This window comes from Sporosarcina beigongshangi, from assembly GCF_033485195.1.
Classification (GTDB): Bacteria; Bacillota; Bacilli; order Bacillales_A; family Planococcaceae; genus Sporosarcina; species Sporosarcina beigongshangi.
In genome coordinates, this window is record NZ_JAWLIR010000035.1 from 1 (window position 1) to 26518 (window position 26518).

A 26518-nucleotide genomic window follows, 5' to 3' on the forward strand; every position below is an offset into this window, starting at 1 on the left:
CAATCAGTCTTGAATGGCTGCTTCTAACGCTACGATAATCATATCGTTAAATGTCGTTTGACGTTCTTCTGATGATGTCGCTTCCCCTGTAAGGATATGGTCGCTAACTGTTAAAATCGCAAGAGCCTGACGACCAAATTTTGCTGCAAGTGTGTACAATGCTGCAGCTTCCATTTCTACAGCTAAAACACCGTATTGTGCCCATTTTTCATGCTGTGCATATTCATTATAGAAAATATCTTCTGTAAATACGTTTCCTACTTTTAGTTTTAGACCTTTTTCAAGACCGGCTTGATGTGCCTTCAATAATAAATCAAAATCTGCAGTTGGTGCATAGCTGACACCGTTAAAAATAATATCATTCATTTTAGAATCTGTAGATGCGCTTTGTGCAAGAATTACATCACGCACGTGTACGTCCTTCTGGATAGCACCGCAAGTTCCAACGCGAATCAGTTTTTGAACGTCATATTCTTGCATTAACTCCGTTACGTAGATGGAAATAGACGGTACACCCATTCCAGTCCCTTGTACGGAAATACGTTTTCCTTTGTATGTGCCTGTATAACCGAACATATTCCGCACGTCATTGTATTGAGTGATGTCCTCTAGAAATGTTTCGGCAATGTATTTTGCACGAAGTGGATCGCCTGGCAGTAAAATAGTATCTGCAATTTCACCTTTTTTTGCATTAATATGTATACTCATTTTATAAAACCTCACTTTTAAATTTTCTTTTATTATCATACAGTCAAATAAGCCATTATGCAAAGAAGATGACGCTTTATCTTCGTTCAAATGTATTTTCCCTCAATTGTTATTACTGAGGGAAACGCTCTTCATATAATGTATATAATTCATCAAAAATGGCGGATGGCATTTGCGGATCCGCCTTTTCTTCGATGTAGCGAGATAATGGATCAAAGGCTTTTTCTTCCTTTGGAAAGCTTAAATCATTGAACACACTTTCCGCAAACAGAGCATTCAAATCTCCTTTTCCGCCACCACGGAATGAAAGAACAAAACGGTAAAAAGAACGATCCATTTATTCACTCCTCCTTATTTTCAGTCTAAAAATTGCTGCGTGTAAGCTTCGTAACCTTCTTCTTTAAAACGATTGACTGGAATGAAGCGCAGCGCAGCCGAGTTAATACAATAGCGTAGTCCGTTTTCGCCAGGTCCGTCCGGGAAAACGTGACCGAGGTGGGAATCTGCAGTCTTACTACGTACTTCTATCCGCCGCATACCATGACTAACATCCTCATGCTCCACTACTTCTACCTCTTCAATTGGTTTCGTAAAGCTCGGCCACCCACATCCCGCATCATATTTATCTTTCGAGCTGAATAACGGCTTGCCTGAAACGATATCAACATAGATACCTTCTTCGTAATGACTATCAAATTCATTGCGAAAAGGTGGTTCAGTTCCACTTTCCTGCGTGACGTAATACTGCATGTCCGTTAATGTCTTTTTTAACTGTTCTTTCATGCGTCTTCCCCCCAATTATCAGTTTTGAAGCGTTCTCGGCCTGAGCCAGTTGCATAACGGTTGTAGTGCGTAGGGTTTTTTAAGTAATAATCTTGATGTCCTTCTTCTGCCGCGTAAAATGGCTTTGCAGGAAGGATATTTGTCGCAATCGGCCTACTAAATTTGCCCAGACTCTCTAATTTAGATTTCGATTGCTCTGCCAACTCCATTTGTTCTACAGTGTGATAATAGATTGCAGTTTGATACGATTCTCCACGATCGAAAAACTGTCCGCCACTATCAGTCGGATCTATTTGCTTCCAAAATATATCTAAAAGCTCATTATATGAAATGATTGCGTCGTCAAATGTAATTTGAACCGCTTCGCGATGTCCCGTTGTGTTTGTACAAACGAGCTCGTAGGACGGATTAGCAATTTCTCCACCCGTGTAGCCTGAAACTACAGAAACAACGCCTTCATAACGGTGAAACGGTTTGACCATACACCAAAAACAACCTCCTGCAAATGTTGCAACTGCTTGCGCCATTCATACCCCTCCTCATTCATTCGGAATAATGATTTCTAAAATAATCTGATCTTCAGCCAAGTTAAATGTTTTTGCTCTCACTTGTAAATTACCCGAAACAGGAATTTCCGATAGGTTGAAGAATATTTCCTCTTCTTTTGGACGAACGGTCATCCAAGGAGGAAGTTTCATAGAGTCCTTTAATACTTTTAATACGGTCGAAGGTGGCACAGTGTCCAGTATCCCAATTTCTATTTTCGACAGCTTTAAAATTAAATTGCCATCTTCCCGTACAACCGGGTCAAAATGCATAATGACTGGCACTGTATATGAAAATATCGTCATTTCTGAGAATAATAGCACCTCGTCACTGACTTTCATCGTTACCGGAATCGGCCTTCCCTTCATCGCTTTTCGTATATACGTATTTGCAATTCCTTCTAAATTCTCTTTCGTTGCATTTACAGTTAAGACATTATCCGTCACGTTCAAGACATTCATGTCTGGAAGAGGAACTGATTCATTAGAGCTGCTAACAAATACAATTACAGCTGATATTCCCGCTGCGATAAGACCTGCTAGTAAAAAAAAACCTATTTTCCATTTATTCATCTTACCTCAGCTCCTACATATCCATTTCCCCATCTGATAGCTCAAATAAACCACATTTTTTCAACTGTTCAACATAACGTGCTGCCATTGTCTCATAGCCTTTTGCATTCGGATGAAAGAAATCGGTGTGGTACACCATGTTTTCGTTAGAATCAAATAAATCGATAACAGGCACGAAACAAGATTTACTGTCAAGCGTTGTACGAACTTCAATCGCTTCGTTCCAATCATCTATAATCGTTACAAATTCATTTGCTTCATCCGTCACAAGTGTCGTTGGATTGTAAAGGCCCGCCACGACAATGATGACATCACTATTTAATGCCCGAATGATGGAAAACACTTCATCTAATCTATTTTCAAACTTGCCGAGTTCGATATAAAAAGGCTCTGTCTTCAGATTGAAAAGATTGGATTTGAATACTTTCATCATATCGTTGCCGCCAATCGTCAAATAAATCATGTCGGCTCTTTTAACAGCCGATTGTATATCCCGCTCTTCGAGCTGATTTATAAGCTGATCACTCCTTCGACCGCGCTTGGCCAAGTTGACGACATCGACTTCTTTTACGCCACGCCACTCATTCATCTCACTCGTTACTCGGCCGAAGTATCCACCTTTTTTTCGTTCATCCCCAACACCCTCTGTCAATGAATCCCCCAACCCAATGACATGAACTCGTTTTGGGATGAAATAGCCCGGTATGTCCCATGCTGTAAATACAATGTTTTGCCGTTTTGACAACGAGTCTGGTGTGGATAAGTCACCTTGTTGACAGCCTGACAAAAACAATGAGAAGGCTATCATCATTATGAATACTCTTCTCATAAATATTGTTCCCCTTTTCTCTCATAAAGATTCAATGATTTCACTCAGTATAATACATGAACCCAATTGCACCTTCACCCGTATGTGTGCTAATGACAGGTGTTGCAAATGTCAATTTAACATCCTTAACGCCTGTTTCTTCAATAAGTTTTTTAAGTGGTCCCGCCATTGCTAAGCCATTGACATGCGCAATACCGACACCACGGACAATTTTTCCAGCCGTTTCTTCCCCAAATACTTTAAACAAATGGGCTACGACTTGTTTATGGCTACGTGCTTTTGCGACAGGCGTATAAACTCCATCCTGTAGCGTAGCAATCGGTTTAATATTGAGCAACGACCCAATCATCGCTTTGCCCTTACCGATTCGACCACCTTTGACAAGGTTATCTAGCACGTCAACAACGACGAAAAGAGTTGTCTTTTTTCGTACATTATTCAGGCGTTCAATGATTTCAGCAACTGCTTTTCCTTGCTCTGCCATTTTTGCAGCTTCCAGCACTTGAAATGATAAAGCGTGTGTAATGTACATCGAATCAATAACTGTCACTTTTGAATGGGTCATATCTGCAGCTACTTGTGCAGATTTCACTGTTCCACTCATACCACCCGTCATATGTATGGAAATGATTTCACTACCATCCTCACCTAATCGGTCATATAGCTCTTTAAAAACGCCTGTTGCTGGTTGTGAGCTTTTAGGCAACTCTACTGAATCCTTCATCATTTCTGCAAATTTATCAGGCTGTATATCAACACCATCGATATATGTTTGACCATTAATGAGTATCGTTAGTGGGACAATATGGATTCCATATTGTTCAATATCCTTTTTTTCTAATTCCGCCGTTGAATCTGTCACAATATAAACTTTTTTCATAACACGCACTCCCCTCTAATAGTAGCAATTCATAATTTATTTTAGTATAGTAAAAAAAAGGAGGTTATTTTTTTGACCACTGCCTATGATTTTAAAAATTTTCGAGAGGAATTGTGGAATGCAATTACTCACGGTCTCGGCTTTGTGCTCAGTATACCAGCTCTTGTTTTCCTAATTATTGTTGGTATTCAGCAAGGCACAGCAATGCATATTGTCAGCTACACTGTTTTTGGTGTATCTATGCTACTCTTATTTCTTATGAGTACACTGCTCCATAGTATGCCTGTCAAATTCAAACGCATCTTCTCCATACTTGACCACTCTGCCATTTATATCCTTATCGCTGGGACCTATACGCCGTTTCTCCTCGTTACCATTAAAGGTGCACTTGGCTGGACATTATTTGGGGTCATATGGGGTCTAGCGATTGCAGGTATTTTGTTTAAAGTATTTTTCATTCATCGATTTGAGTTTGTTTCGCTCATCTTTTACGTTGTAATGGGCTGGCTCATTTTGATTGCTATAAAGCCTTTATTCGTTCAGCTAACGATTGCAGGCTTTTCACTACTAGTAGCGGGCGGCCTATTATACACAGTCGGCTCTATCTTTTACGCTTGGCGGAAAATTCCGTACAACCACGCTATTTGGCATCTATTTGTAATAGCGGGTAGTGCTTCCATGTATTTCTGCGTCCTCTTGTATACTTGAGGACGCTTTTTTATTGATTAATATTCAATTGGTGGAAGTAGAGTATTTCTAGAGCTGACGCATCGCTTTCAGAACAAATGTGTTTTTAAGACTCAATCTACATCAACTCAATTGCCTGTCGAACTTGCATTTCGGCATGATCGACAAGCTGTTTTCTTGTCATAGCCCTGATTGCTTCCACTTCAATTGGTGGCAAAATCTTCACTTGTATATGTGCAGGACGAATTTTATTATTATTCTTTTCCATAATCGCTGAAGTCCCGTGTAATGCAATTGGGACAACTGGGACACCCGCATCTTGTGCAATTTTTGCAAAACCCGACTTAAATTCTTGAATACCCGCACCTTTACTACGCGTTCCTTCTGGGAAAATGATAATCGTATGGCCATCGCGCAGCTTCTGTATTGAGTCCTTGAGTACATTCATCGCGCCTCTTCTATCAGATCGGTCGATAAAAACACAATTCATCTCGTCCATCCAATCATTAATAATGGGTAGCTTCTTCACTTCCACCTTGGAAATAAAGCCAAAAGGTTTTGGGATAGAATTTATCAAAACAGGGATATCGAAATTCCCTTCATGATTACTAATTAAAAGTACAGGACCCACTGGCAAGTGCTCAGTACCTGTAATTGAAATGGTACTTCCGGTTCTTTTCAAAATACCTGCTGCCCAAATTCGAGGGACCTCATCGACATATAAAGCCCTCACTTCAGGATCTAATTCACGACTCAATTTCTTCACTTTCAGCAGTCTTCGAACCGTGAATGGCAAATAGCCAAAAAGATACGAAAACGTTCGAATTGTTTTAAACATATTAATTCAAAGAATTCCTTTCGTACACGAGGAATGAATACGGTATTCCATCTGCCGTGATGTGATTCTCTGAAGATGAAATAAGTTTCCATTCGGCTCCGTACTGCGGGAAAAACGTATCACCTTCAAACTTTTTTTGAATCGCTGTAATGTACAGCCGATCTGCAATGTCCATTGTCGTTTGGAAAATTTCGGCACCACCGATAATCATCACTTCATCCGAAAATGCTTGTCCTTTCGCAATGGCCTCCTTTATATCATGGACGACCACAGCATCTTTCGCCGTATACGATTCGTTACGCGTCACAATAATACTAAGTCTGCCAGGTAACGGTCTCCCAATCGAATCGAATGTCTTGCGTCCCATGACCATCGCTTTGCCCATCGACATCTTTTTGAAATAAGCAAGATCTTCGGGAATATGCCAAGGGAGTTCATTGTTAAGACCGATGACCCGATCAGGATCATGTGCTACAAGTAATGAAATCATAGTCTCCTGCTCCTTTTCAAATCGCTTTTGGCGCTTTAATTTTAGGGTGAAATTCATAATTTTCCAGTTCTATATCGGTCGTTTCTAATGACAAAATAGATTTATCTCCGATATTTAGCTTCAATGTCGGTAATTTTTTCGGCTCACGGGACAGCTGCTCATTGACTTGATCGATATGATTGGTATAAATATGTGCGTCACCAAGCGTATGGACAAACTCTCCAACACCTAGACCACATTCATGAGCAATCAAATGAACGAGAAGCGCATAAGAGGCAATATTGAAAGGCACCCCTAGGAAAATATCTGCACTGCGCTGGTAGAGTTGGCAAGATAGTTTACCATCTGCAACATAAAATTGGAAAAGCGCATGACAAGGTGGTAACGCCATATCCTCTACTTCAGAGGGATTCCACGCCGTGACAATATGACGTCTTGAATCGGGATTACGTTTAATGCCTTCTATCAAATTTGTAATCTGGTCAATTGTACCGTCACCAGTCGTCCAAGAACGCCATTGTTTACCATAGACCGGACCAAGATCAGCGTATTTATTCGCGAAATCATCATCTTCAATGACGCGTTTTTTAAATGCATCCATTTCAATTTTATAAATTGCTTCGAATTGTTCATCCTGTGTAGCACGATGTCCGAAATCAGTCATATCAGGACCGGCATATTCAGCACTATTCACCCACTGCTCAAACGCCCATTCATCCCAAATTGGATTGCGGTCTTCAATCAGCGCTTTCACATTCGTATCGCCCTTCAAAAACCAAATTAATTCTGAAGAAATTAAGCGAAATGCCGTCTTTTTAGTTGTCATCAAAGGGAAACCTTCATTCAAATCGAAGCGCATTTGATAGCCAAATACACTTACTGTTCCGGTCCCTGTACGGTCTTCTTTCTTTGTCCCAGTTTCAAGTACATGTTTACATAGCTCAATATATTGTTTCATACAATTTCCCTCCTAATACATGTGTTCAGTATAGCAAAAAAAATCATATGAGGATAATAATTAGGAAGGGAATAAAAAAATCCTAAGTGGTTAGTTACGATAACCACTTAGGAGGAGTATTTTTTGACCAGTAGATGTCACCAATCGAATGATGGGCTACGAATCCATCATCGGCAATATGATAATGGAAATTATAGAAGTAACCATCTTGTGGTCGTTTTTCAGTTCGAACATGAAAACGAATGACATCCTGTCCATTTTCTAAATTATAAACATTGAAAATTTTCTCAGCGTAATCGCCCGCTGGTTTTTCGGTAATCGCCAATCGACGCTTATGTAAATCTCCAGAACTTTCAAACGTCATATTAATGGCTTCTTCAATTTTCGGAAAAATAATTTCATCAAATTCATCAGCAATGACCGGGCCAATTTTCGATCCGAATTTCACATACGATAATTCTTTCGCGGTAGCAATAAGTGACTCTTCTGCCGATACAACCGGTTCTGCCGATCTTTCATAGACAAATGCATCTGCCAGACCGATTGAATAATCGGTATTTTTCGGTGGCTGTTCTGCTTGTTTTGCTTGGTCTTTATCCTGTAAGCTTGTCCAGAATTGGTGATTCGGTGAAATTGCACCGAGCGTTAAAAATGCAACCGCGACAATTAGTGTTTTTTGTAACCATTTTTTCATCAACAATCACCCGCAATTGTGTATATTTTTAAAACATATAGTCTATCTTATAGACGAAATGATATTGAAAAGGTTTCTTCTTTGTTACTTTCATTGTACAATAAAACTGTAGATAAATGTACGTTTTTTTAAAGGAGGGTATCATTGATGGATATAACTTTGCTAATTGGTATCGGAATGCTCGCATTAATTTTATACTTGAGCTCTTTAAGCTTCACGCACTAATCTATTGGAAACGCCGTCACCCTCTGTTTGAGATGTGACGGCGTTTTCATTTTTCAATAAAACCAAAATGGAATTTAGTATTCGGTCTAATTTTTTGTTGTAGTTTAAATTGCTCAAATACCGGCGAGTCAAACCGATCTTTAACGATAACTCGCCGCTTACAAACTCGTTGCGCTTGTTCAACCCACTCTTGCGTCAACAGGCTATGGACACCAACTTGCCGCAGCGCAGTGAAATTAGAGGATTCCGTAATCGGCGCATGAAACATTGGATCAATATAGACAATATCCCAAGAAGCATCTGCTTGCTCGCGCAAAAACTTCACCGCCTCTACATGGATAACGTCAATTCGCCCCATCGCTCGTACAAGTTGCGGTGACTCCGATGGAAACGTTCGCAAACCACGCCCTGTAATAAAGGCAACAGCTGGATCTGCCTCAATACCTGTAATCTTACCGCTATCCCCTGTGATGAAGGAAGCAACTATGCTATCTGAAGCTAACCCTAATGTACAATCGAGAAAAGAATCGCCCTGCTTCAATTGAGACACTTCCACTAACGGATCTGACTCGCCTTTCAATAAACGTTTCAAGCGAAAGGCTGCTGAATTAGGATGAAAGAAAAAGGGCTCGTCCATGCCTACCCGATACAAATCGAAGCGCTCCTTGCCCGCAACGATGACATCTGATCTATATTCTTGCTGTAACCGTGCTACCGAGCGTTTCTTTCGTTCAACAACAGGATAACCGAGAACTGCTGCCGCTTCCTTTGCAAGTTGTTCAGAACGCCAATCAGGTCGTCCCCCTGTTGTAATAACCGTTGGCATTATTGACAAACTTGTTCAAGTACTTCTGAAAGATGGTCTTTAATTTGTTCCATCTCAAAGTTCTCAATCTGTTCCCGAGGGATAAAATATGCAAGTGCCCCATCTTTCCATAATGCAATAGATGGTGAGCTTGGTGGCACCTCTGGAAAATATGCCCTCATTCTCTCTGTTGCCTCTTTATCTTGTCCTGCAAAAACAGTTAATAAGTGATCGGGCTTGTGCTCTGCTTCTACAATCGCTTCTCTTACTGCGGGCCTCGCAAGACCTGCTGCACAGCCACAAACCGAATTAATGACGACAAGCGCCGTCCCCTCAAGTGCTGCCATCGTTCCTTCGACGTCCTCAACCGTTGTCAGTTCAGTAAAGCCATTGCTCGCAAGCTCTTCACGCATCGGTTTCACGATGCCTTTCATGTACTCGTCGTAGGCGTTCATGTATAAATCCCCTTTCAGTTCATTAAAAAATAATTTTTTGTACATATTCATTCTACATTGTCTATGTAAGATTTTCACCGATTGTAGCTTTCTGACATGAAAACGGCAGGCACTCATCTGAGCCACCCGCCTTTTGTCATCAAATTCTCACTTTAATTCTCCAAGTAACCCACGGTCAAGTGCTACAAACAAAACTCCAATAGCATCAGAGTTTGTCAACGTTCCTTCGGATAGCTTTTCACGCCAAATTGGAGATAGCGCACCTTCCTGCTTGTTTTCTAGTCTAATTAACACATCAAGAGTCGAGTTAATAATAGTCTGCATAGATGGTTGATAGAGGTGATTTCCATATTGGTTATACGGTTCTGTTGCTGGTTGGTCTTGTACAGACTTTGGTTGTAATTTAAAATAGACTGCGAGTCCTTCAGCAATGGCTTCCCCTTGCGCCTTTAAGTAGTTATCGTCGCGTAATTTAGAAATATCGATTGTCGAATCCAAAAAGCCCCCTTCAGTTAAGAACGCAGGCATGTCAGATTCGCGTAGCACATGGAAATTGGCCCGCTTCATGCCGCGATTACTAATACCCATTGCCATAACAACCCGCGGATGGATTGCCCCCGCAATTTCATGTGATTTTGGATTGGCTGTTGGGTTGTCCATCGTATATGTTTCAATACCACTATGCTGACCCCATTGGCCGTTCAATGCATTATGGTGAATGGATGCATAGACATCTGCCTGCCATTCATTCGCTTGCTTTGTCCGTGTTGCCAGAGGAACATCCGTCATTCCCGTAGAATCATCGACACGTAAAATGTCCACATTTTCATAGGTTTGTAATTTTGCAATCGCATATTGGGCTACTTTATTGTTAAATGTCCACTCCCGTTCGTCATCAGGTGAACGCTTCCCAGGTGTATGAAGGCCATGTCCTGCATCGATTACGATTTTAACCATCCTATTTACCCCCTCTCTTTATTAGCCTAAAAAAGTACTAGTGTAAATACTTTTCTCTCTAGTCTATTCACGCGAGATTTTTAAAGGGCGGCACTTGTCCAATCCTGAAAGGAATCAATTACGTTTCTAGGTAATGGTTCTAGTAAGCTTTGTTTTATCGAAAGGTAATCCTATCCGTTTTCGATAGAAATTGAAGTGATGCTCAACATGCGTTAATAAGGTCTTATTTTTATCAAACAACCTTAAACTTTCCTCATAATGCTCACGTCTAACTTCTGTTTTCAAAGACCATATAATTGAATGAAGATGAGGGTCTACAAGCTCGTAATTTCTTTTCATAATCGCTTCGATCTCAAAAAGCATTTCCTTTGTGATACCATCATATCCATCTCCCGGTACAATTGCAGAGAGAAGTATTTTCAAAATAGGCGTATATACATTTTTTAAAATTTCTGTTGTATATTTAACTGATTCATTGCGAATCTCTTGTCTCAATCGAAAATGGTAATTAAAGAAGCTTGTAATGACAATGGTAATGGAAGAACTAACTAAAGCAATGATGACCTCCCGCAATTCCACTCTCCTCCTAATGCTTTAGCATATTCAGCTAGCTGCAAAAGGATGAAAACAACCACCTACTTCATTGAGCAAGTGGCTTTCTATCAGCTGTCATTCAAGATCTTTCTCGATAATCCAACATAAGCAATGACTGCGATCAAGCTTGAAGTGAAGATGATAACCCCCATCGGGATCGCCGTCTCTTCACCTGCTATTCCTACAAGTGGTGCTGTGATCGATCCGAGAATGAAGGGCAGTAACCCGAGCAATGCAGAAGCACTTCCTGCAATATGTCCTTGTGATTCCATCGCCAATGAAAAGGAGGATGTTGCAATGACGCCTATTGAAGCGACGAAAAAGAAAATTGGCACCACAATCGTGAGAAGCGGTCCATTTAACAAAACTGCGATTAGTAGCAATGTGCCTGAAATAATAGACATACATAAACCGATTTCCAAAAACTTCTTTTCAGATAAAACACCCGTTAGGCGCCCCACTGTTTGAGCTCCCAATATAAGTCCTAGCCCATTCATACCGAAAAGTAAACTAAATGTCTGCGGTGAAACCCCATAAATATTTTGATAGACAAACGGGGTACCTGCAACGTAAGCAAATATCCCAGCCATGATGAAACCTTGCGCAAGCGCAAAGCCCATGAATTGTCGATTTTTAAGTAGAGACAGAAAGTTTTTCAACGTATTGGTTAGACTACTAGGTACGCGCATTTGACCTGGTAGCGTTTCTTCCATTCTCCACAAGACAACGACAAAAAGTAAAAAACCGATTGCACTCAGTACAGCAAATATACCCGTCCATTCTGCGAAAACAAGAATTCCACCACCAAAAACCGGAGCAAGAATAGGTGCTAAGTTATTAATTAGCATAAGCAAAGCGAAAAACTTCGTCAGTTCCCTTCCACTATAAACATCCCGAACAACCGCCCTCGAAATGACGATTCCTGCTGACGCCGCAAACCCCTGCATAAAACGTGCAGCGATAAAAAATTCAATGGTCGGCGCAATTACACATAAAAAAGAAGCAACGAAATAAACGGCAAGTCCAATCAGTAACGGCTTCTTCCGTCCATGAACATCACTCATTGGCCCAAGTATGAGCTGTCCCAGGCCAATTCCTAACAGACAGGCGGTTAAGCTAACCTGCACGAAGGATGCTGTTGTGTCAAAAGCACCTACAATTGTAGGGAATGAAGGCAAATACATATCAATTGATAATGGCCCCATTGCAGCTAGTGTTCCAAGTAATACCGCAAAACGAAATCTTTTTGACCCTGCTACTGGTTTCATGTTCATAAACAACCTTTCTACTACTGAAAATCAATTCGTGAAGTGACCACGATTGTGGAGCATAAGTCCTCTACTCTATCACCAAAATGCTTAATATGAAAGAAGGCTGAATCACAACATTGTACATGTTGTGATTCAGCCTTTCGATGTAATTCATTTTTACATTCAATTACCATAATCCAAGATTATATTTACTTGTAAACAAATCACCCGACAATTTATAATCTTGGGTCAACTGGATCCGATTCCAGTGCTAGCGTTGCAAGAACGCATTCATGTACTCTTTCGATGGATTCTCCATCGACGAATCGTCGGATGCCTTCGATACCTAAAGCAAATTCTTTTAACGCAAGCTTCTGTTTTTTGCTTGTGTTGCGTTTTTTCAACCGCCCAAGATTAGCAGGCGCTAAATAATCCATCCCGTAAATAATAGTTAAGTATTTGCGGCCTCTCACTTTAATGGCAGGCTGCACAAGCTTTCCATTCTGGGTCCCAATAAAAAATTCCGGTTTAATGACAATTCCTTCATGTCCTTCTGCCGTCATCTCTTCCCACCAAGTAATGACTTCTAATTCGCTAGCTTCATCCGAAATGACTTTGAATTCCGTGGAAACAAAGAAAGAAGAATCTACTGCGAACTCCTTGTTCATATCCATATGCCACATATGCGATTTGTCGAAAAAGGTTTTATTGCTATGTGCCAATACATGGAACGGTGCAATTTGAATTGCCTTCACACCATCTGTATCCCAGCAGTACTTTTGAAAAACCTCTTTAAAGACCTTCGAATTGTCGATCTTATCTGTCATTTCCACCAACCATCTAGCTAGATTCTTATCGCCGGTTGCAACAACTTCCAATTTCTCTTTCAACTTCGAGCGATCGAGAATTGCATTTTCCGCGACATGGGCATATTGCTCGCTGATCAATTCTTTCGCTTTTAAATTCCACGGCATAATTTCGGCATCGAGTAGTACATAATCCGTTTCGTACTTTTCAAAATACCCTTTGCTTACTAGCTCTTCATTCAACTTTAAAACGATTTCAGCTTCTGTTATTTTATCAAAAAACCGTCTGCCCGTTCTTGAGTAAATGACACCTAGCGTTCGGGAGCCGATTGCTTTTTTTGCTGAATCCACATCTTTGAATAGCAATAATACAGCCCGGCTACCCATATGCTTTTTCTCAGCAATCATTGTATAAATACCATGGCTTCTATAATAATCAACGGCTTCTTTTGGATGCTCTAAATAACCTGGATGTGATGAGGTGACAGGGGTCGGGCTCATCGTCGGTGGAATATAAAGTAATTGCTCAATAGGCACCGCGAAGTGTGAGACCGTATCAATAGCAGGCTTCACAATATCCTGATGGACTTTCACTTCACCAAGTTGCTTCGTTTGAACAGTGTAACCATTAATAAATTTGCCAATATTCGGCGGGGCTAACCTTTTTTCTTTCCACTCTTTCAACGGATTATCTATAGCCTCGGAATAATCAGCTAACGCTTCCACAGAAACAAATTCTTTTTCCGGATAGCGATAAGCCGTTAATTTACCACCGAACACAACGCCTTGATCGATATTGACTGTGTTATTGATGACGAGTGGCTGTGGTTTCGGATCATGCCCCCAAATAATGAGTGCACTTCCCTTATGATGGATTGTCCAATCTTTACGTACTGGTTTACCTTGTTCGGTGCTGCCATCTGTATCTCCATAACGACAAAAATCTTGAACCTCTGGGGACTGTTTACCAATGAATTCATCCCGAATGCCTGCATGTGTACAAACAGCAGTCTGCACGCCATTTTTCAATAAAACATAATGAGAGGGGGCGCGTAGTAGGAATTCTTCTAATGATTGTTTCATAGCCTTCGTTTGCTCTGCTCCGTACTTCTCTTCATACGCCTGCAATTCCGCCTCGACCTTTTCATCGCCATGATGCAGTGTTACCTTCCGCCCACCAAGCCAGCGCGCAATCTTCCAACCATGATTACTGTCAATCATATAAGCCAAACCCTTTTCAACATGCTGCTGGAAAAATAACATCGTCTGCAACGATTTCGGTCCCCTGCTCATGACATCGCCGAGCGACAAGAAAACCCGTCCTTGCGGATGAACGAACAAACCCTCATCATTTTTTTCATAGCCAAGCTTAGCGAGTAACGTAATCAGCTCATCGTAGCAGCCGTGGATATCGCCAACGATGTCAATTCCATGACCACTATCAATTAGCAACGGATTGTCCCGTCTCAGCAATTCAATCTCTTCTAGTCCATCTGTGACATAAACGGATGCAAAACCATCTTTCTTAATAAAACGTTTTTCCCGCTTAAATGTCTGATGTTGCTGTTTAACACGTCGTTTCCCTCGTGGATTGCTCCGTTGCTCATCGCGTTCAAGCAGTGTCACTTGTGGCACATCCATAACAATCGCAATCGCTGGAACGTTGTGTTTCCTGGCAAGCGCAATATATTTTTTACGGTCATCTTGATAAAGATGAGTTGCATCGATGAATGTCACTTTATTCAGTCTGCATCTGGCTGCTACAACGTGATCCATCATGTTAAATGCTTCCGCAGAAATTTCCTGGTATTCATCCACTAGACTATCTGCTTCATCTTTCGGTCGTTCTGACCAGCTGATAAACTCCTTATCTCCGACGATTGCTCGATATGCATCTGAGCTAATCACTTCGGATGCTAAGATTTTCTGCTCTTCAATCCATTTATTCAATAACGTCGTTTTCCCACTATTAGAAACACCGACAAGTAACACAAGTCCGGCGTATGGAATGGTGATTTTCATACAACCTCCTCCTTCCTGACGAACGTGCACATTTGTGTCGGGTAACCAAAAGCTTCATGCATTTCTCCAATGCCTTCAAATGTTAGCCTATACTTTCCGAACTGATTTCTGTCTGCACACCATTGCTCGAATTCATCTCGCGTCCATTCAAACCTATGATCACTATGCCGCTTTGCATCCTGCATCTCGTAAACCGCATTATATTCTTGGTTCGGTGTCGTGATAATCAAAACATTCGGTCTGTAGTCATCCAACAGGAGATCCATCACTTTTGGTAGCCGTTCCTCATCGATATGTTCAATTACTTCACATAAAATGATAATATCCTTGTCTTTTAACCGTTCATCATAATAAAATAGTGATCCCCACATCGGCGTTGGCTCAACAAACCCATATTTTTCTATCACGTTTTCAAATCGCTTCATTGCTTTCAACGATTCTATTTCCGATGGCTCCACCGCAAGAATCTCCTGCACTCCTTTGACAAAGCCCAATCGAACCGCTAATTTCCCCTCACCAGAACCAAAGTCGACAATCGATTTCTTCATCGGTAAACCATTGACCACTTCAACAATTTTTTCATAGCGTAACTCATTTAAACGCACTTTTTCGATAGTAACTTCTTCCACTAAGAGATGATTGTCGGCAGGCTCTTCCATAAGGCTATACACTTCCTTAAAGCGCAGCGCCTTGCGAATAATAAATTCTCTTTCTGGATGGTCATCAAGCCAGCCTTCTCCATACCTTTTAATCTTTTCAACTTCACTTTCATCGATGAAGTAATGTTTATAATTATCCAAAACTGGAATGAGCAAAAACAGTTGTTGAAGCCCTTTCTGGAGCGTTACATTTCCCACAAGCGTAAGGAAACGTGCTGTACTTTTCGTCTTAATCTGAAAAGCATAGTCTGTTTCACCGTACTCGATGCCAACCTCATAGCCTAAAGGTTCGAAAAGCCCCCGGATTTGTTCATCAGACAAATCCGAAACGACAGGTCCAAGGCCAAACTCGAAATGAAATGGGTGATTGACCCATTTGATGTAGTCATCTTTTGGTTGACCATTCAGCGCCGTTCCTAACGCTGAACGAATAAGCGAGATGAAAATACTACTCACCGCAAATTCCCGATCGTTAATGTAATGAGTAATATCGTATGCGTTCGATGATTGATTCATAAGCGCGAGGGGGTCCGGTGCTACAAAGACCGTCATCTCAAGGGCTGTTTCCGTGAATAGACTATAAAACATTCGTATCGAATGTCCTTTATGATTTCTTTCATAAATATTATTCGGGTTTTTAGCAAGCAAATAGGAAATGACTTGCACATTGTCCCCCGTTGCTCTAATTGTTAATTGCATGGCGCACCCACCCTCCTAATTTTCGGATATTTTAATATAACTTTCGGTGCTACCATACTTGGTTGCTCCGAAAGTTATATTTTCACACCATTTTATTCTTTTGATGATGCCATCCGCGCCTCCGTCATTTGCTTCCAAACAGACCCTTTGGCATCTTCACCTTCTGCAATGCGCGCAATGGCCATGCGGATTTGAAGCTTCACTTCAAATTCAGGGTCATTTTCAGCATCTTTTAGCGCAGGTAGCGCCGTTTCAGTTCCCGTTTCATAAAGGAACATCGCCGCACGCCAACGGACTAGTTTATTTTTATCGTTTAATGCTTCGATAGCCGCATTTTCAAAACCTTCAAAGCCCAGATCACTCATGCAATCTCCCGCTGTTCGACGCACTGCCCAACTCTTGTCTTTGAGTGCTCGTTCAACATAAGGAATCACCGCTTCGTCTTCGATCATCCCAAGGTAAACTGTCGCAAGACGTCTAATCGACATCTTGTCATCTTCAAGTGCCCGACCAAGAAGTGCCGCATCAGACATATCAGGATCTGGCATTTGGTCAAGCAATTGAAATCTTGTTTCCCATTCATCTACCGAGAATTCCTCAAGTGAAACTTTTCTACCTCGCTGGGATGCTTCCGTTTGACCTTCATTCCCCTGGCGGATAATTTCTTGCAATCGTTCCGCAGGATAAGCCGCTTCGATTTCTTTGATAACCGTTTCGCCGATTTCAGCTTTTTCTCCGTAACGGATACCGTAATCAGCCCATTTACGCAATAAAATATAGTTTTCAACTTCCGTACTATGCACGGCTTCCATTGCTTTCACAAAACGTTCACTTAGGCCGAAACGTTCTTCAGAAGTACTGTCGAACACTTTCACTTGAAGCGGAACGTCTTTATAGGTTTGGACATGTACGTAAACTTCACCATAGCTATCGTCAATTTCCACTTCAGCTTCTGTTTCTTCACCTTGCTCTTCATTAAAAACGGCTTGGACTTCTGCAAGAATGGACTCCCAAGCAACATTACCAACCCGCTCAACCGCCATAAAGTTCATGACATGGTAAATCCCTTTGACTCCCGTTATGCCCAATAATGCCGCAACTGGATGTGGCGCCGTTGCAACATCCTCTTTTTTATAATTAAGCCCCGTGCCTTTTGGCAACTCCGTGTCGAGCACAATTTTCATGGAGTTCGGACTCGGTGTCGGTTCAATCGTTACAATATTCACTCGTATTGCCCCCTTATTAGGATTCAGCTAGTTCTTGTAAATAAGTCCAACGTTCCACCAATGTTTCATATACGGCATTTAATTCATCAAGTGTTGCCGTTAACACCCTCAGTTTATCGTAATCGGAGCCAACAGCGGCCATTTCCGCCTCAGTTGCTTCAATATCCGTTTCGACTTTTTCAATATCCGCATCAATGGTTTCCCATTCCTTTTTCTCTGCATAACTCATTTTCTTCTTCGCCTGCTGGGATGTCGACGTTGGTTCAGGTGATGCAACTTCTACGATAGGCTTCGACTTGACTACTTCTGGTGCTACATACGTTTCCAGGAAATCCGTATAGATACCGAACCATGTATCGACGTGGCCAGAGCCATCCATTACCCATAGTTTAGTTGACGTACGGTCTAAGAAGAACCGATCATGCGAAATGGTGATGACAACGCCAGGGAATGTGTCGATGAACGTTTCTAAAACAGACAGTGTCTCGAGATCGAGGTCATTGGTCGGCTCATCTAGAATCATGACGTTCGGCTGTTCCATTAACAATTTTAAGAGATAAAGGCGTTTACGTTCTCCACCCGATAATTTACCAATTGGTGTACCATGTGCTCTCGTTGGGAATAAAAAGCGTTCTAACATTTGCGAAGCTGAAATGCGCACACCATCCGCATCTTCAATATCATTGGACGTATCTTGAATATATTCGATAATCCGTTTTTTCTCGTCCATTAACGGCGTGTGTTGTTGGAAATGAGCAATTTTCACAGTCGTACCTGTGTCGATGACGCCGCTATCTGGTTCAGTTTTCCCAGAAAGCATATTCAATAATGTCGTTTTTCCCGCTCCGTTCGGTCCGACAACAGCAATACGGTCACCTGATTGTAAAATACTCGAGAAATTATCAATGACTGTTCTGCCATCAAACGATTTTGAAATGCCAATCGCTTCGATAACCTTCTTCCCTAAACGCGTGGACTTCAACGCAACATCCATCTCTCCAACACTGTCTTCTTTTTTCACTTTCTCAGCTAGTTCATCAAAGCGACCAATCCGCGCTTTTTGCTTCGTCGATCTCGCTTTCGCACCGCGACGTATCCATTTCAATTCAGAACGATACTGATTGCGTAGCTTATCGTCTGACGATGCAGCCATTTCCGCACGAATCGCTTTTGCTTCAAGATAATTGCCGTAGTTGCCTGTATGTGCGTACAACGTTTTATCGGCTAATTCATAAATATTGGTCGATAATTCATCCAAAAAGTAGCGGTCATGCGTGACAAAAATGACAGCCCCTTGTTCATTTTTCAAGTAATCGGACAGCCACATAATCGAATCAACATCGAGATGGTTGGTCGGCTCATCGAGTAGCAATAGATCAGCGGGCTCAATAAGGACTTTTGCCAATGCGACACGTTTTTTCTGCCCACCTGACAACTCTCCGACCTTCTTATCGAATGTTTCAATGCCCAGCTTCGATAGAATCGTCCGTGCTTTGGAGTTGATATCCCAGCCAGACAAATCATCCATCTGATTTTGGAATTTTGAATATTGGTCTTGATTATATGTCGATTCAGGATCTGCCGATAAAGCTTGCAATGCATGCTCATACTCCAAATTGACCTTGATAATCGGTGCATCACTCATGAACACCGTTTCCATCACTGTTAATTGCGGATCGAATTCAGGCTCTTGTGGTAAATATACAATGCGGTATCTGTTCGGATGATCCGTCGAAATCGAATCAGCTTCTTCGACACCCGCAAGAATAGACAGTAGCGTAGACTTCCCTGTTCCATTAATGCCAAGCAGGCCTACTTTTTCTCCGCTGACAACCGTAAATGCTATATCTTTAAACAATGTTTTCTCCCCAACGGTCTTCGTGAGGTTTTCAATAATCAATTGACTCATGACAACACTTCCATTTCTAATAACTGCATGGTTCTATCATAGCCGATTTTACTCTATTTTTAAAAGGGTATGTTCTATTCATTGCAACTTACGGTTTGAAAAATGCAGGTTACATAAAATGCATTGTTCTGACTTCCGTCAAATGGTACGATTCTATCCATAAGATTCCAACTGAAGGATGTGACTATCATTCGTTTGACAATCAATGAATCCGAGAAGTATGACGATGCTGAAATTATTATCAATTGTTCACAAATCGACAGTCAGCTAGCACGAATCATCAAACAGATTCATCAAATAAGCATTACATTAATCGGTACAAGAGAGGGACGCACCTACTCGCTTCTTGTAGATGACGTGTATTATATCGAAACAATTGATAATCAAACTTTTATTTACACGGAAAAAGAAGTATATGCATGCGATTTGAAGTTGTATGAGATTGAACAAAAATTAAGTAAGACGCATTTTATTCGTATTAGTAAAAACCTAATCGTCAATACAGTGCATATCGAAAGTGTTCGCGCATTATTCAATGGCAAATTTGAAGCGTCTTTGACCAATGATGAAAAGGTAATTGTCAATCGACATTATGTCAAAGCATTCAAAGAGCAGTTTTTATCGTGAGGAGGTATTTACATGAACCGAGTGAAGCACTACATTTCAGCAGGGTGTATATCATTTACATTCAGCACTCTATTTTATCTTCTTTTTAGCTTGTTGGAAATCTTCCCGCCTATGAAAGAGATATTGATCGTTCAAATGCTCTTTATCTCCATTTGTATCATGCTTCTGATCTTCATGACACATCAGTTGCCTATTCAAAATGCATTGATTTTACGATTAATCGAATTGCTTGATGTCCTAGTCGTTCTTCTTGTTGCAGGGGCAGCGTTCAATTTTTTCCCATTCAATTGGACGACTACGTTGTTCGTCATCGCAATCGGAGTACTGACTTATCTCGTTGTCATTGTCGTTACTTTTATGGGGAATCAAACAAGTGCGATGCAAATCAACGCTGTCATTGCACGTAAAAAAAGGGGTGCCTCTATTGACTAAAATCATTGAAGTAAATGGGTTATCAAAGTCTTTCGGGACGGTAAAAGCTGTCAACGACATCAGTTTCTATGTAGAAGAAGGTTCCCTCTTTTCTTTTTTAGGCACGAATGGTGCTGGTAAATCAACAACTATTTCAATCCTTTTGACGCTTCTTCAGCAAGACAAAGGTCATGTCACAGTCAATGGTTATACAGTTGGCAAGCACGATCAAGCTATTCGCCAAGAAATCGGCGTTGTCTTTCAAGATAGCTTGCTCGATCCTTTATTGACTGTCAAAGAGAATTTAGCAATTCGAGCATCTTTTTACGGAATGACTAGACAAGAGCGCAATGCGGCGATTCACCGTGTCTTGAAAGTCGTAGAAGTAGCCTCATTAACAGATCGCCCATATGGAAAATTATCGGGCGGACAAAAACGGCGTGTGGACATTGCCCGCGCCCTTATTCATAAGCCAAATATCTTAATACTGGACGAACCGACAACGGGGCTCGATCCAGAAAGTCGAAAAAACATTTGGTCAACCATACAACAACTGCAAAAAGATACAGGCATGACCGTTTTTTTAACGACACATTATATTGAAGAAGCAGCAAACTCACATTATGTCGTCGTGATGAAAGAAGGTCGCATTGTTGCGAAAGGAACGCCGGAGCAATTGAAAAATGACTATTCTGCTCATCAATTATCCATTTCAACGGATCAAGCAGATGAACTGCGAAGGTTACTTCTAGCTGATGAGCTCGATTTCAATGAAGAAAAGTCACTTTTCCATCTCCCACTTAGCCAAACGACAGATGCAATACCGATTTTAACGAAATTCACACCTTTCATTTCTTCCTTTGAAGTAAAAAAATCCAGTTTGGATGATGTATTTATCGCCATTAATGGAAAGGCTGTGAATCGTGATGCTAGCATTCGCTAAACGAAATATTTTATTATACTTTCGAGATAAATCCACTGTATTTTTCTCATTGCTTGCGGTTATTATTCTCGTCGCTTTATACGTATTATTTTTAGGCGATATGACTGCGAAACAACTGCCTGACTTCCCAACAAAAAAAGCTTTGCTCATGTCGTGGTTCATCGCTGGCATGCTTGCTGTCACCTCTATGACGACAACTCTTGCCTCTTTCGGGATTCTTGTCGAGGATCGAGCGAATAAAACCTATATGGATTTTTATTCGTCGCCTATTCCTAGGGCAAAATTGGTTGGCGGTTATATTATAAGTGCGTTGGTCGTGGGCTTCATCATGTGCCTCAGCACACTGATTGCATCGAATCTATTTCTTGTTGTATCCGGAGAAGCAATGCTGTCATTCGGTAAAATGATAGCCGCAGCTGGCTTAGTCGTCTTAGCTGTGTTGGCAAGCGCATCGATGGTTCTCTTGTTAGTTTCATTTTTTAAAACTTCCAATGCCTTTGCCGCCGCAAGCACAGTTATCGGAACATTGCTTGGCTTTTTAGCTGGGATCTATATCCCAATTGGCAGCTTACCTGATTACTTACAAACGATTGTGAAGCTATTCCCCGTGTCCCATTCGGCTGCACTGTTTCGACAAGTACTGATGGAAACACCTTTGATGAGTTCTTTTGCCAATGCCCCTGCGGAAATGAAAGAAGCATTTCTATTCGATATGGGTGTATTTTATAAAATGAATGGCGAAAAGATGTCAACATTATTCAGCGTTTTCTATCTTGTTGCGACGACGCTCGTATTTTTTGTACTATCATTGTTGGTTTTGAAAAGAAAAAATAAATGAAGAAAAAGCTTGCCAATACTACAATTTCACCGTAGTAAAGGCAAGCTTTTATTTATAAACTAGTCCATGCGCTGTCCATTCGAGACACAACAATTTTTGATTTTCACATAATCTTCAACAGAAGGCATAACTAGGACGGAACATTGCTGGAATCTATTTAGATATATACACTCTCACCTCATACGGTCGAAGTGTAGCTTCTTCTGCAAGTCGACTCGGAGTATCCTCATAATTACAAAGCACAAGTTCAACTTTCTCCTCCGGAAGATGAATATGCTGCACTTTCTCCTCATTCCCACGGAAGTTGCAAATTACGACAGCAAACTGACCTTCCATTGAACGCGTATACAAATAGACTCCCGGATGGTCCTCTTGCTGTATATCATAGTCACCATAAATAAATACAGGATTGTCTTTTCGTAATTGAATCATTTTTTTATAAAAATGATAAATGGACTGCTCATCCTGTTGCTGTACCTCTACATTAATTTTCATATAATTTGGATTTACTTTCATCCAAGGTTGCCCTTCTGTAAATCCACTATTCAGCGTATTATCCCATTGCATCGGTGTTCTTGAATTATCACGTCCGTTGCTCCAAATCGTTTGCATGACTTCTTCATGCGGGCGTCCTTTTGCGATTTCGATTGCATAGAAGTTCTTCATACCCACATCATCATAATCTTCAATTGAAGAAAACTGAACGTTTGTCATCCCTATTTCCTGTCCTTGATAGATGAATGGCGTTCCTTGCATAAGAAAATAGCAAGCGGCTAACATCTTTGCGCTTTCGTTCCAATACGTCTGATCATCCCCCCAGCTCGAAACACTACGCGGTTGATCATGATTTTCTAAGAACAGGGCATTCCAGCCTTTACCATGCAGTCCCTTTTGCCATTTCGTAAGCGTTTTTTTCAAGCCAATGACATCGACAGAGTCATTCAATTCCTTATTCCATAAGCCTAAATGCTCGAACTGGAATACCATTTTAAAATGTCCGTTATCTTCTCCAACCCATTCGTCCGCCTCGTCCACGCCGACGCCGTTTGCTTCTCCAACCGTCATAATATCGTATTTTGAAAAAGTTTCTTCTTTTAGCTCCTGCAAATAACTCTCAATGCCGGGCTGGTTTGTATGCATATCGTAAGCAGCTACATATTGTTCCCCCGCGGGGTTTGGCATATCTGGTAAGCCTTCTCGTTTCTTAATATGACTAATCGCATCAACTCGGAAACCGTCGATCCCTTTATCAAGCCACCAATTGACCATCTTAAACAATTGTTCCCTAACTTCTTTATTTTCCCAGTTCAAATCTGGCTGTTTAGTAGCAAATAAATGAAGATAATATTGTGCTGTCGATGTATCATACTCCCACGCACTCCCTGAGAAAATACTTTCCCAGTTATTCGGTGCTTCCTGCCCATTACCATCTTTCCACATATACCAATCCCTTTTCGGATTATCTAATGATGAGCGTGATTCAATGAACCATGGATGCTCGTCACTCGTATGGTTGATGACCAAATCTAGAATAAGCTTCATTCCACGGGCATGAATCTCTGTTAATAATTCATCAAAATCTTTCATAGACCCAAATTCACTTGAAATATCCTGATAATCGCTAATATCATAGCCGTTATCCGCATTTGGCGACTTGTAAAATGGACTAATCCAAATGACATCTATCCCTAATTCCTTTAAATAATCCAATTTCGAAATAACACCACGTAAATCACCTACACCGTCCCCATTACTATCTTGAAAACTTCTTGGGTACACTTGATAGCTAACTGCTTCTTTCCACCATGCTTTATTCATAATCAATACTCCTTCTGAATCCTGCCATAATGCATTAAATTTGTGATTGTGTCAATTAGCCCTTCGTTCCTCCGGCCGTCAATCCTGAGACAAAGAACCTTTGGAATGCGAGGAAAAGAAGCGTAATCGGAATAGCGATTAATACCGAACCCGCGGCAAATGTTGTAAATTCATTGCCAAATTGTTTCGCTACTAATTCAAATAAACCTACCCCCATAGTGAACTTCTCCTCAGTCCGTAACATAATACGTGCGAGGATAAAATCTCCAAATGGAGCAATGAATGAAAAAAGTGCAACTACCGCAATGATTGGTTTGGCAAGCGGTAGAATAATCTGCCAAAAGATACGTAAATGACCTGCACCATCCATTCTTGCAGACTCATCTAAATCCCTTGGAATTGTGTCCAAGTACCCTTTCATCAGCCAAGTGTTCATCGGAATTTGTCCACCAACGTAAATGAGTATCAAACCTAAGTGAGTATCAATCAGGCCTGTCCTTTGAGCTAGAACAAAAATGGCGATTAATGCAGCAAAGTTTGGAATCATCTGAAGAACTAAAAAGGTCAGTAGCCCATTTTTTCTCCCAATAAAGCGATAACGGGAAAAAGCATACCCCGTGAGAGAAACTGTAATAACGGATAAAGCCATTGTAGTCAAACTAATTTTCATCGAATTGATATACCATAAAATATAATTGGATTTCTCCAAATCGAATAAATCAACATAATGCTTCGTTGTCGGGTTTTTCGGAAACATAGAAGAGCCCGAGAGACTTTGCCCTGGATTAAAAGAAGAGCCAATGACCCACAACAGCGGATAGATCACGACAACTGCAGCAACGAGAAGTACAAGATACGATGCTGTCAGTCTGATAATTTTTTCAGTCCTATTACTCATTACATCATATCCTCCTCTTTAAATGAATTGGTTCTCTTGAACTGCCATAAAGCCACCGCTACAACGATTAAAGACAGTAGCATAGTAATTGCAGCTGCTTTTCCATATTGCCCAGAAGTCATCGTTAGCTTGTAGATCCACGATATTAAAATGTCAGTCCCTCCAGCGTTTTGCCCCGGCAATGCAGGTCCTCCACCATTAAAGAGGAAGATGACATTGAAGTTATTGAAGTTAAAGGTATACTGCGTAATCATAATTGGCGCAGTCGCATATAACACCATTGGCAATGTAATGCTGCGGAACTTCTGCCAAATAGATGCACCATCAACATTTGAAGCCTCATATAATTCATTCGGAATAGACTGAAGCACTCCCGTCACCATTGCAAAAATAAACGGGAATCCTAGCCATGATTGAATCAAAATCAAAGCAATTCGAGTCCATAATTCTTCAGTCATCCAAGGGATGGCTTCAATCCCCAAGAAATTCAGAATACCAGTATTGATGACCCCGAAGGACTCATTAAACATACCGGAGAAAACCATAATCGAGATAAATGCCGGTACTGCCCATGGAAGAATCAAGATAGTCCGAAAAACTGCCTTCCCCTTCAAATCTTTTTGATTGATTAGAACTGCTAAAAAGATTCCGATCGCTACTTGTAAAGTAGTCGCTCCGAAAGTCCAAACAATAGTCCAGCCAAGAACACCGAAAAATGTAGTTCTCCAAAGATCTAAAGCGAAAATATCAATATAGTTCTGGATGCCAATCCAATCAACCAGCTTTAAAGGTGGTGAATGGTATAAATCATAATTCGTAAACGACAATAAAATAACAAAAATAATCGGAAAAATAACGACGAAAATGAGTAATAAGAAACCGGGTGAGATCATTAAATACGGAAAACCCGTATCCAATAAATTATGATATTGTTCTTTTACACTATTCAGCGTAAATCCTTCATCACGCTTTTGGCCGTTTATGTATGCATCATACAAATTGAAAGCATAAATGACGAGCCCGATTAAAGCGACTAGTAACGCAATAATGCCGTCAATTAGTAAAAAAATAGAATTGTCGAGCTTCGGAATTGTCCCTAATGTGATTAAACCCCAGAAGCCCCAGTTTAACGTTTGTGTAAAGCTGCTGAAAAATGCAACAGTCAATATGAAAAAGATGGCCCCCTTCACATATTGTTTATTATAAAATTGACCGAAACCTGGGATAATTGATAATAAACTGGCGTTTCGTTTATGTTTAGTGACAACTTTATTCTCCATTACATATACTACCTCCTTCTTTTCACTGAACGGAGAATAATGTCTATTCTTCGTGCAATCGTTTGTTTTATTGCCTATAGTAAGCAAAGCCATATTTCCAAATTAGAAACA

At 40.9% G+C, this 26518-nt stretch carries 28 protein-coding genes; 5 read left to right on the top strand and 23 right to left on the bottom strand.

Annotated elements, in window-relative coordinates:
• Positions 1-3: 3 nt before the first annotated feature.
• From deoD to R2B77_RS14495, 7 genes are all read right to left on the bottom strand, one after another.
• Positions 4-708, bottom strand: a complete 705-nt coding sequence (gene deoD / locus R2B77_RS14465) for a purine-nucleoside phosphorylase (protein WP_203248861.1) — start codon at positions 706-708, stop codon at positions 4-6.
• Between the two features lie 112 nt (positions 709-820).
• Complete coding sequence (locus R2B77_RS14470) at positions 821-1045, bottom strand: YozE family protein (protein WP_203248860.1); 225 nt, start codon at positions 1043-1045, stop codon at positions 821-823.
• A gap of 20 nt (positions 1046-1065) precedes the next feature.
• On the bottom strand, positions 1066-1491 hold the full coding sequence (gene msrB / locus R2B77_RS14475) for a peptide-methionine (R)-S-oxide reductase MsrB (RefSeq protein WP_203248859.1): 426 nt from the start codon (positions 1489-1491) through the stop codon (positions 1066-1068).
• Positions 1488-2018 (bottom strand): peptide-methionine (S)-S-oxide reductase MsrA, encoded by a 531-nt coding sequence (gene msrA / locus R2B77_RS14480; protein ID WP_203248858.1) that lies wholly within the window; start codon positions 2016-2018, stop codon positions 1488-1490. The genes msrB and msrA overlap by 4 nt, the downstream gene beginning before the upstream one ends.
• A gap of 12 nt (positions 2019-2030) precedes the next feature.
• Complete coding sequence (locus tag R2B77_RS14485) at positions 2031-2609, bottom strand: YpmS family protein (RefSeq protein WP_203248857.1); 579 nt, start codon at positions 2607-2609, stop codon at positions 2031-2033.
• A gap of 13 nt (positions 2610-2622) precedes the next feature.
• Positions 2623-3438, bottom strand: a complete 816-nt coding sequence (locus R2B77_RS14490; RefSeq protein ID WP_203248856.1) for a GDSL-type esterase/lipase family protein — start codon at positions 3436-3438, stop codon at positions 2623-2625.
• A gap of 40 nt (positions 3439-3478) precedes the next feature.
• Positions 3479-4318, bottom strand: a complete 840-nt coding sequence (locus R2B77_RS14495; protein ID WP_203248855.1) for a DegV family protein — start codon at positions 4316-4318, stop codon at positions 3479-3481.
• A 72-nt stretch (positions 4319-4390) separates the two neighbouring features.
• Here R2B77_RS14495 and trhA point away from each other — a divergent pair, with 72 nt between their 5' ends.
• Entirely contained in the window at positions 4391-5026 is a 636-nt protein-coding gene (gene trhA / locus R2B77_RS14500) for a PAQR family membrane homeostasis protein TrhA (protein WP_203248854.1), read from the top strand.
• A gap of 97 nt (positions 5027-5123) precedes the next feature.
• On the opposite strand, the gene R2B77_RS14505 is transcribed toward trhA, so the two are convergent.
• From R2B77_RS14505 to R2B77_RS14565, 13 genes are all read right to left on the bottom strand, one after another.
• Positions 5124-5843: a lysophospholipid acyltransferase family protein gene (locus R2B77_RS14505; RefSeq protein ID WP_203248853.1), complete on the bottom strand. Its 720-nt coding sequence runs from the start codon at positions 5841-5843 to the stop codon at positions 5124-5126.
• Position 5844: 1 nt separating this feature from the next.
• A complete protein-coding gene (locus R2B77_RS14510; protein WP_203248852.1) occupies positions 5845-6333 on the bottom strand; it encodes a dihydrofolate reductase in 489 nt (162 codons plus the stop codon).
• Between the two features lie 16 nt (positions 6334-6349).
• Positions 6350-7291 carry a thymidylate synthase gene (locus tag R2B77_RS14515; RefSeq protein WP_203248851.1) on the bottom strand — a complete coding sequence of 314 codons (942 nt, stop codon included), beginning with the start codon at positions 7289-7291 and terminating at the stop codon, positions 6350-6352.
• Positions 7292-7385: 94 nt separating this feature from the next.
• Complete coding sequence (locus R2B77_RS14520) at positions 7386-7985, bottom strand: YpjP family protein (protein WP_203248850.1); 600 nt, start codon at positions 7983-7985, stop codon at positions 7386-7388.
• 271 nt (positions 7986-8256) lie between these two features.
• Positions 8257-9036, bottom strand: a complete 780-nt coding sequence (locus R2B77_RS14525; RefSeq protein ID WP_212391856.1) for a class I SAM-dependent methyltransferase — start codon at positions 9034-9036, stop codon at positions 8257-8259.
• Entirely contained in the window at positions 9036-9470 is a 435-nt protein-coding gene (locus R2B77_RS14530; RefSeq protein ID WP_203248848.1) for a BrxA/BrxB family bacilliredoxin, read from the bottom strand. Before R2B77_RS14530 ends, R2B77_RS14525 begins: the two co-directional genes overlap by 1 nt.
• A gap of 147 nt (positions 9471-9617) precedes the next feature.
• A complete protein-coding gene (locus tag R2B77_RS14535) occupies positions 9618-10427 on the bottom strand; it encodes an N-acetylmuramoyl-L-alanine amidase family protein (protein WP_203248847.1) in 810 nt (269 codons plus the stop codon).
• A gap of 126 nt (positions 10428-10553) precedes the next feature.
• On the bottom strand, positions 10554-11000 hold the full coding sequence (locus R2B77_RS14540; RefSeq protein WP_203248846.1) for a hypothetical protein: 447 nt from the start codon (positions 10998-11000) through the stop codon (positions 10554-10556).
• Positions 11001-11089: 89 nt separating this feature from the next.
• The gene (locus tag R2B77_RS14545; RefSeq protein WP_203248845.1) at positions 11090-12295 is read right to left on the bottom strand and encodes a Bcr/CflA family efflux MFS transporter; all 1206 of its coding nucleotides are present in this window, start codon (positions 12293-12295) and stop codon (positions 11090-11092) included.
• A 212-nt stretch (positions 12296-12507) separates the two neighbouring features.
• A complete protein-coding gene (locus R2B77_RS14550; RefSeq protein WP_203248844.1) occupies positions 12508-15099 on the bottom strand; it encodes a polynucleotide kinase-phosphatase in 2592 nt (863 codons plus the stop codon).
• Positions 15096-16457 (bottom strand): methyltransferase domain-containing protein, encoded by a 1362-nt coding sequence (locus R2B77_RS14555; protein WP_203248843.1) that lies wholly within the window; start codon positions 16455-16457, stop codon positions 15096-15098. Before R2B77_RS14555 ends, R2B77_RS14550 begins: the two co-directional genes overlap by 4 nt.
• Before the next feature lie 92 nt (positions 16458-16549).
• On the bottom strand, positions 16550-17683 hold the full coding sequence (locus R2B77_RS14560) for a conserved virulence factor C family protein (protein WP_203248842.1): 1134 nt from the start codon (positions 17681-17683) through the stop codon (positions 16550-16552).
• 16 nt (positions 17684-17699) lie between these two features.
• The gene (locus R2B77_RS14565) at positions 17700-19592 is read right to left on the bottom strand and encodes an ABC-F family ATP-binding cassette domain-containing protein (protein WP_203248841.1); all 1893 of its coding nucleotides are present in this window, start codon (positions 19590-19592) and stop codon (positions 17700-17702) included.
• A gap of 180 nt (positions 19593-19772) precedes the next feature.
• Here R2B77_RS14565 and R2B77_RS14570 point away from each other — a divergent pair, with 180 nt between their 5' ends.
• The 4 genes from R2B77_RS14570 to R2B77_RS14585 are packed head-to-tail and all read left to right on the top strand — an operon-like array spanning position 19773 to position 22411.
• Positions 19773-20219 (top strand): LytTR family DNA-binding domain-containing protein, encoded by a 447-nt coding sequence (locus R2B77_RS14570; RefSeq protein ID WP_203248840.1) that lies wholly within the window; start codon positions 19773-19775, stop codon positions 20217-20219.
• A gap of 12 nt (positions 20220-20231) precedes the next feature.
• Positions 20232-20651, top strand: coding sequence for a hypothetical protein (locus R2B77_RS14575; RefSeq protein ID WP_203248839.1), 420 nt, complete (start codon positions 20232-20234; stop codon positions 20649-20651).
• A complete protein-coding gene (locus R2B77_RS14580) occupies positions 20644-21573 on the top strand; it encodes an ABC transporter ATP-binding protein (protein WP_203248838.1) in 930 nt (309 codons plus the stop codon). Before R2B77_RS14575 ends, R2B77_RS14580 begins: the two co-directional genes overlap by 8 nt.
• Positions 21557-22411 (top strand): ABC transporter permease, encoded by an 855-nt coding sequence (locus R2B77_RS14585; RefSeq protein ID WP_203248837.1) that lies wholly within the window; start codon positions 21557-21559, stop codon positions 22409-22411. The genes R2B77_RS14580 and R2B77_RS14585 overlap by 17 nt, the downstream gene beginning before the upstream one ends.
• Before the next feature lie 153 nt (positions 22412-22564).
• Here R2B77_RS14585 and R2B77_RS14590 read toward each other — a convergent pair whose 3' ends face one another.
• From R2B77_RS14590 to R2B77_RS14600, 3 genes are read right to left on the bottom strand one after another with little or no spacing between them, the layout of a single operon-like run.
• The gene (locus R2B77_RS14590; RefSeq protein ID WP_203248836.1) at positions 22565-24229 is read right to left on the bottom strand and encodes an alpha-glucosidase; all 1665 of its coding nucleotides are present in this window, start codon (positions 24227-24229) and stop codon (positions 22565-22567) included.
• Between the two features lie 55 nt (positions 24230-24284).
• Positions 24285-25127: a sugar ABC transporter permease gene (locus tag R2B77_RS14595; RefSeq protein WP_203248835.1), complete on the bottom strand. Its 843-nt coding sequence runs from the start codon at positions 25125-25127 to the stop codon at positions 24285-24287.
• Entirely contained in the window at positions 25127-26407 is a 1281-nt protein-coding gene (locus tag R2B77_RS14600; RefSeq protein ID WP_203248877.1) for a carbohydrate ABC transporter permease, read from the bottom strand. Before R2B77_RS14600 ends, R2B77_RS14595 begins: the two co-directional genes overlap by 1 nt.
• Between the last annotated feature and the right edge of the window lie 111 nt (positions 26408-26518).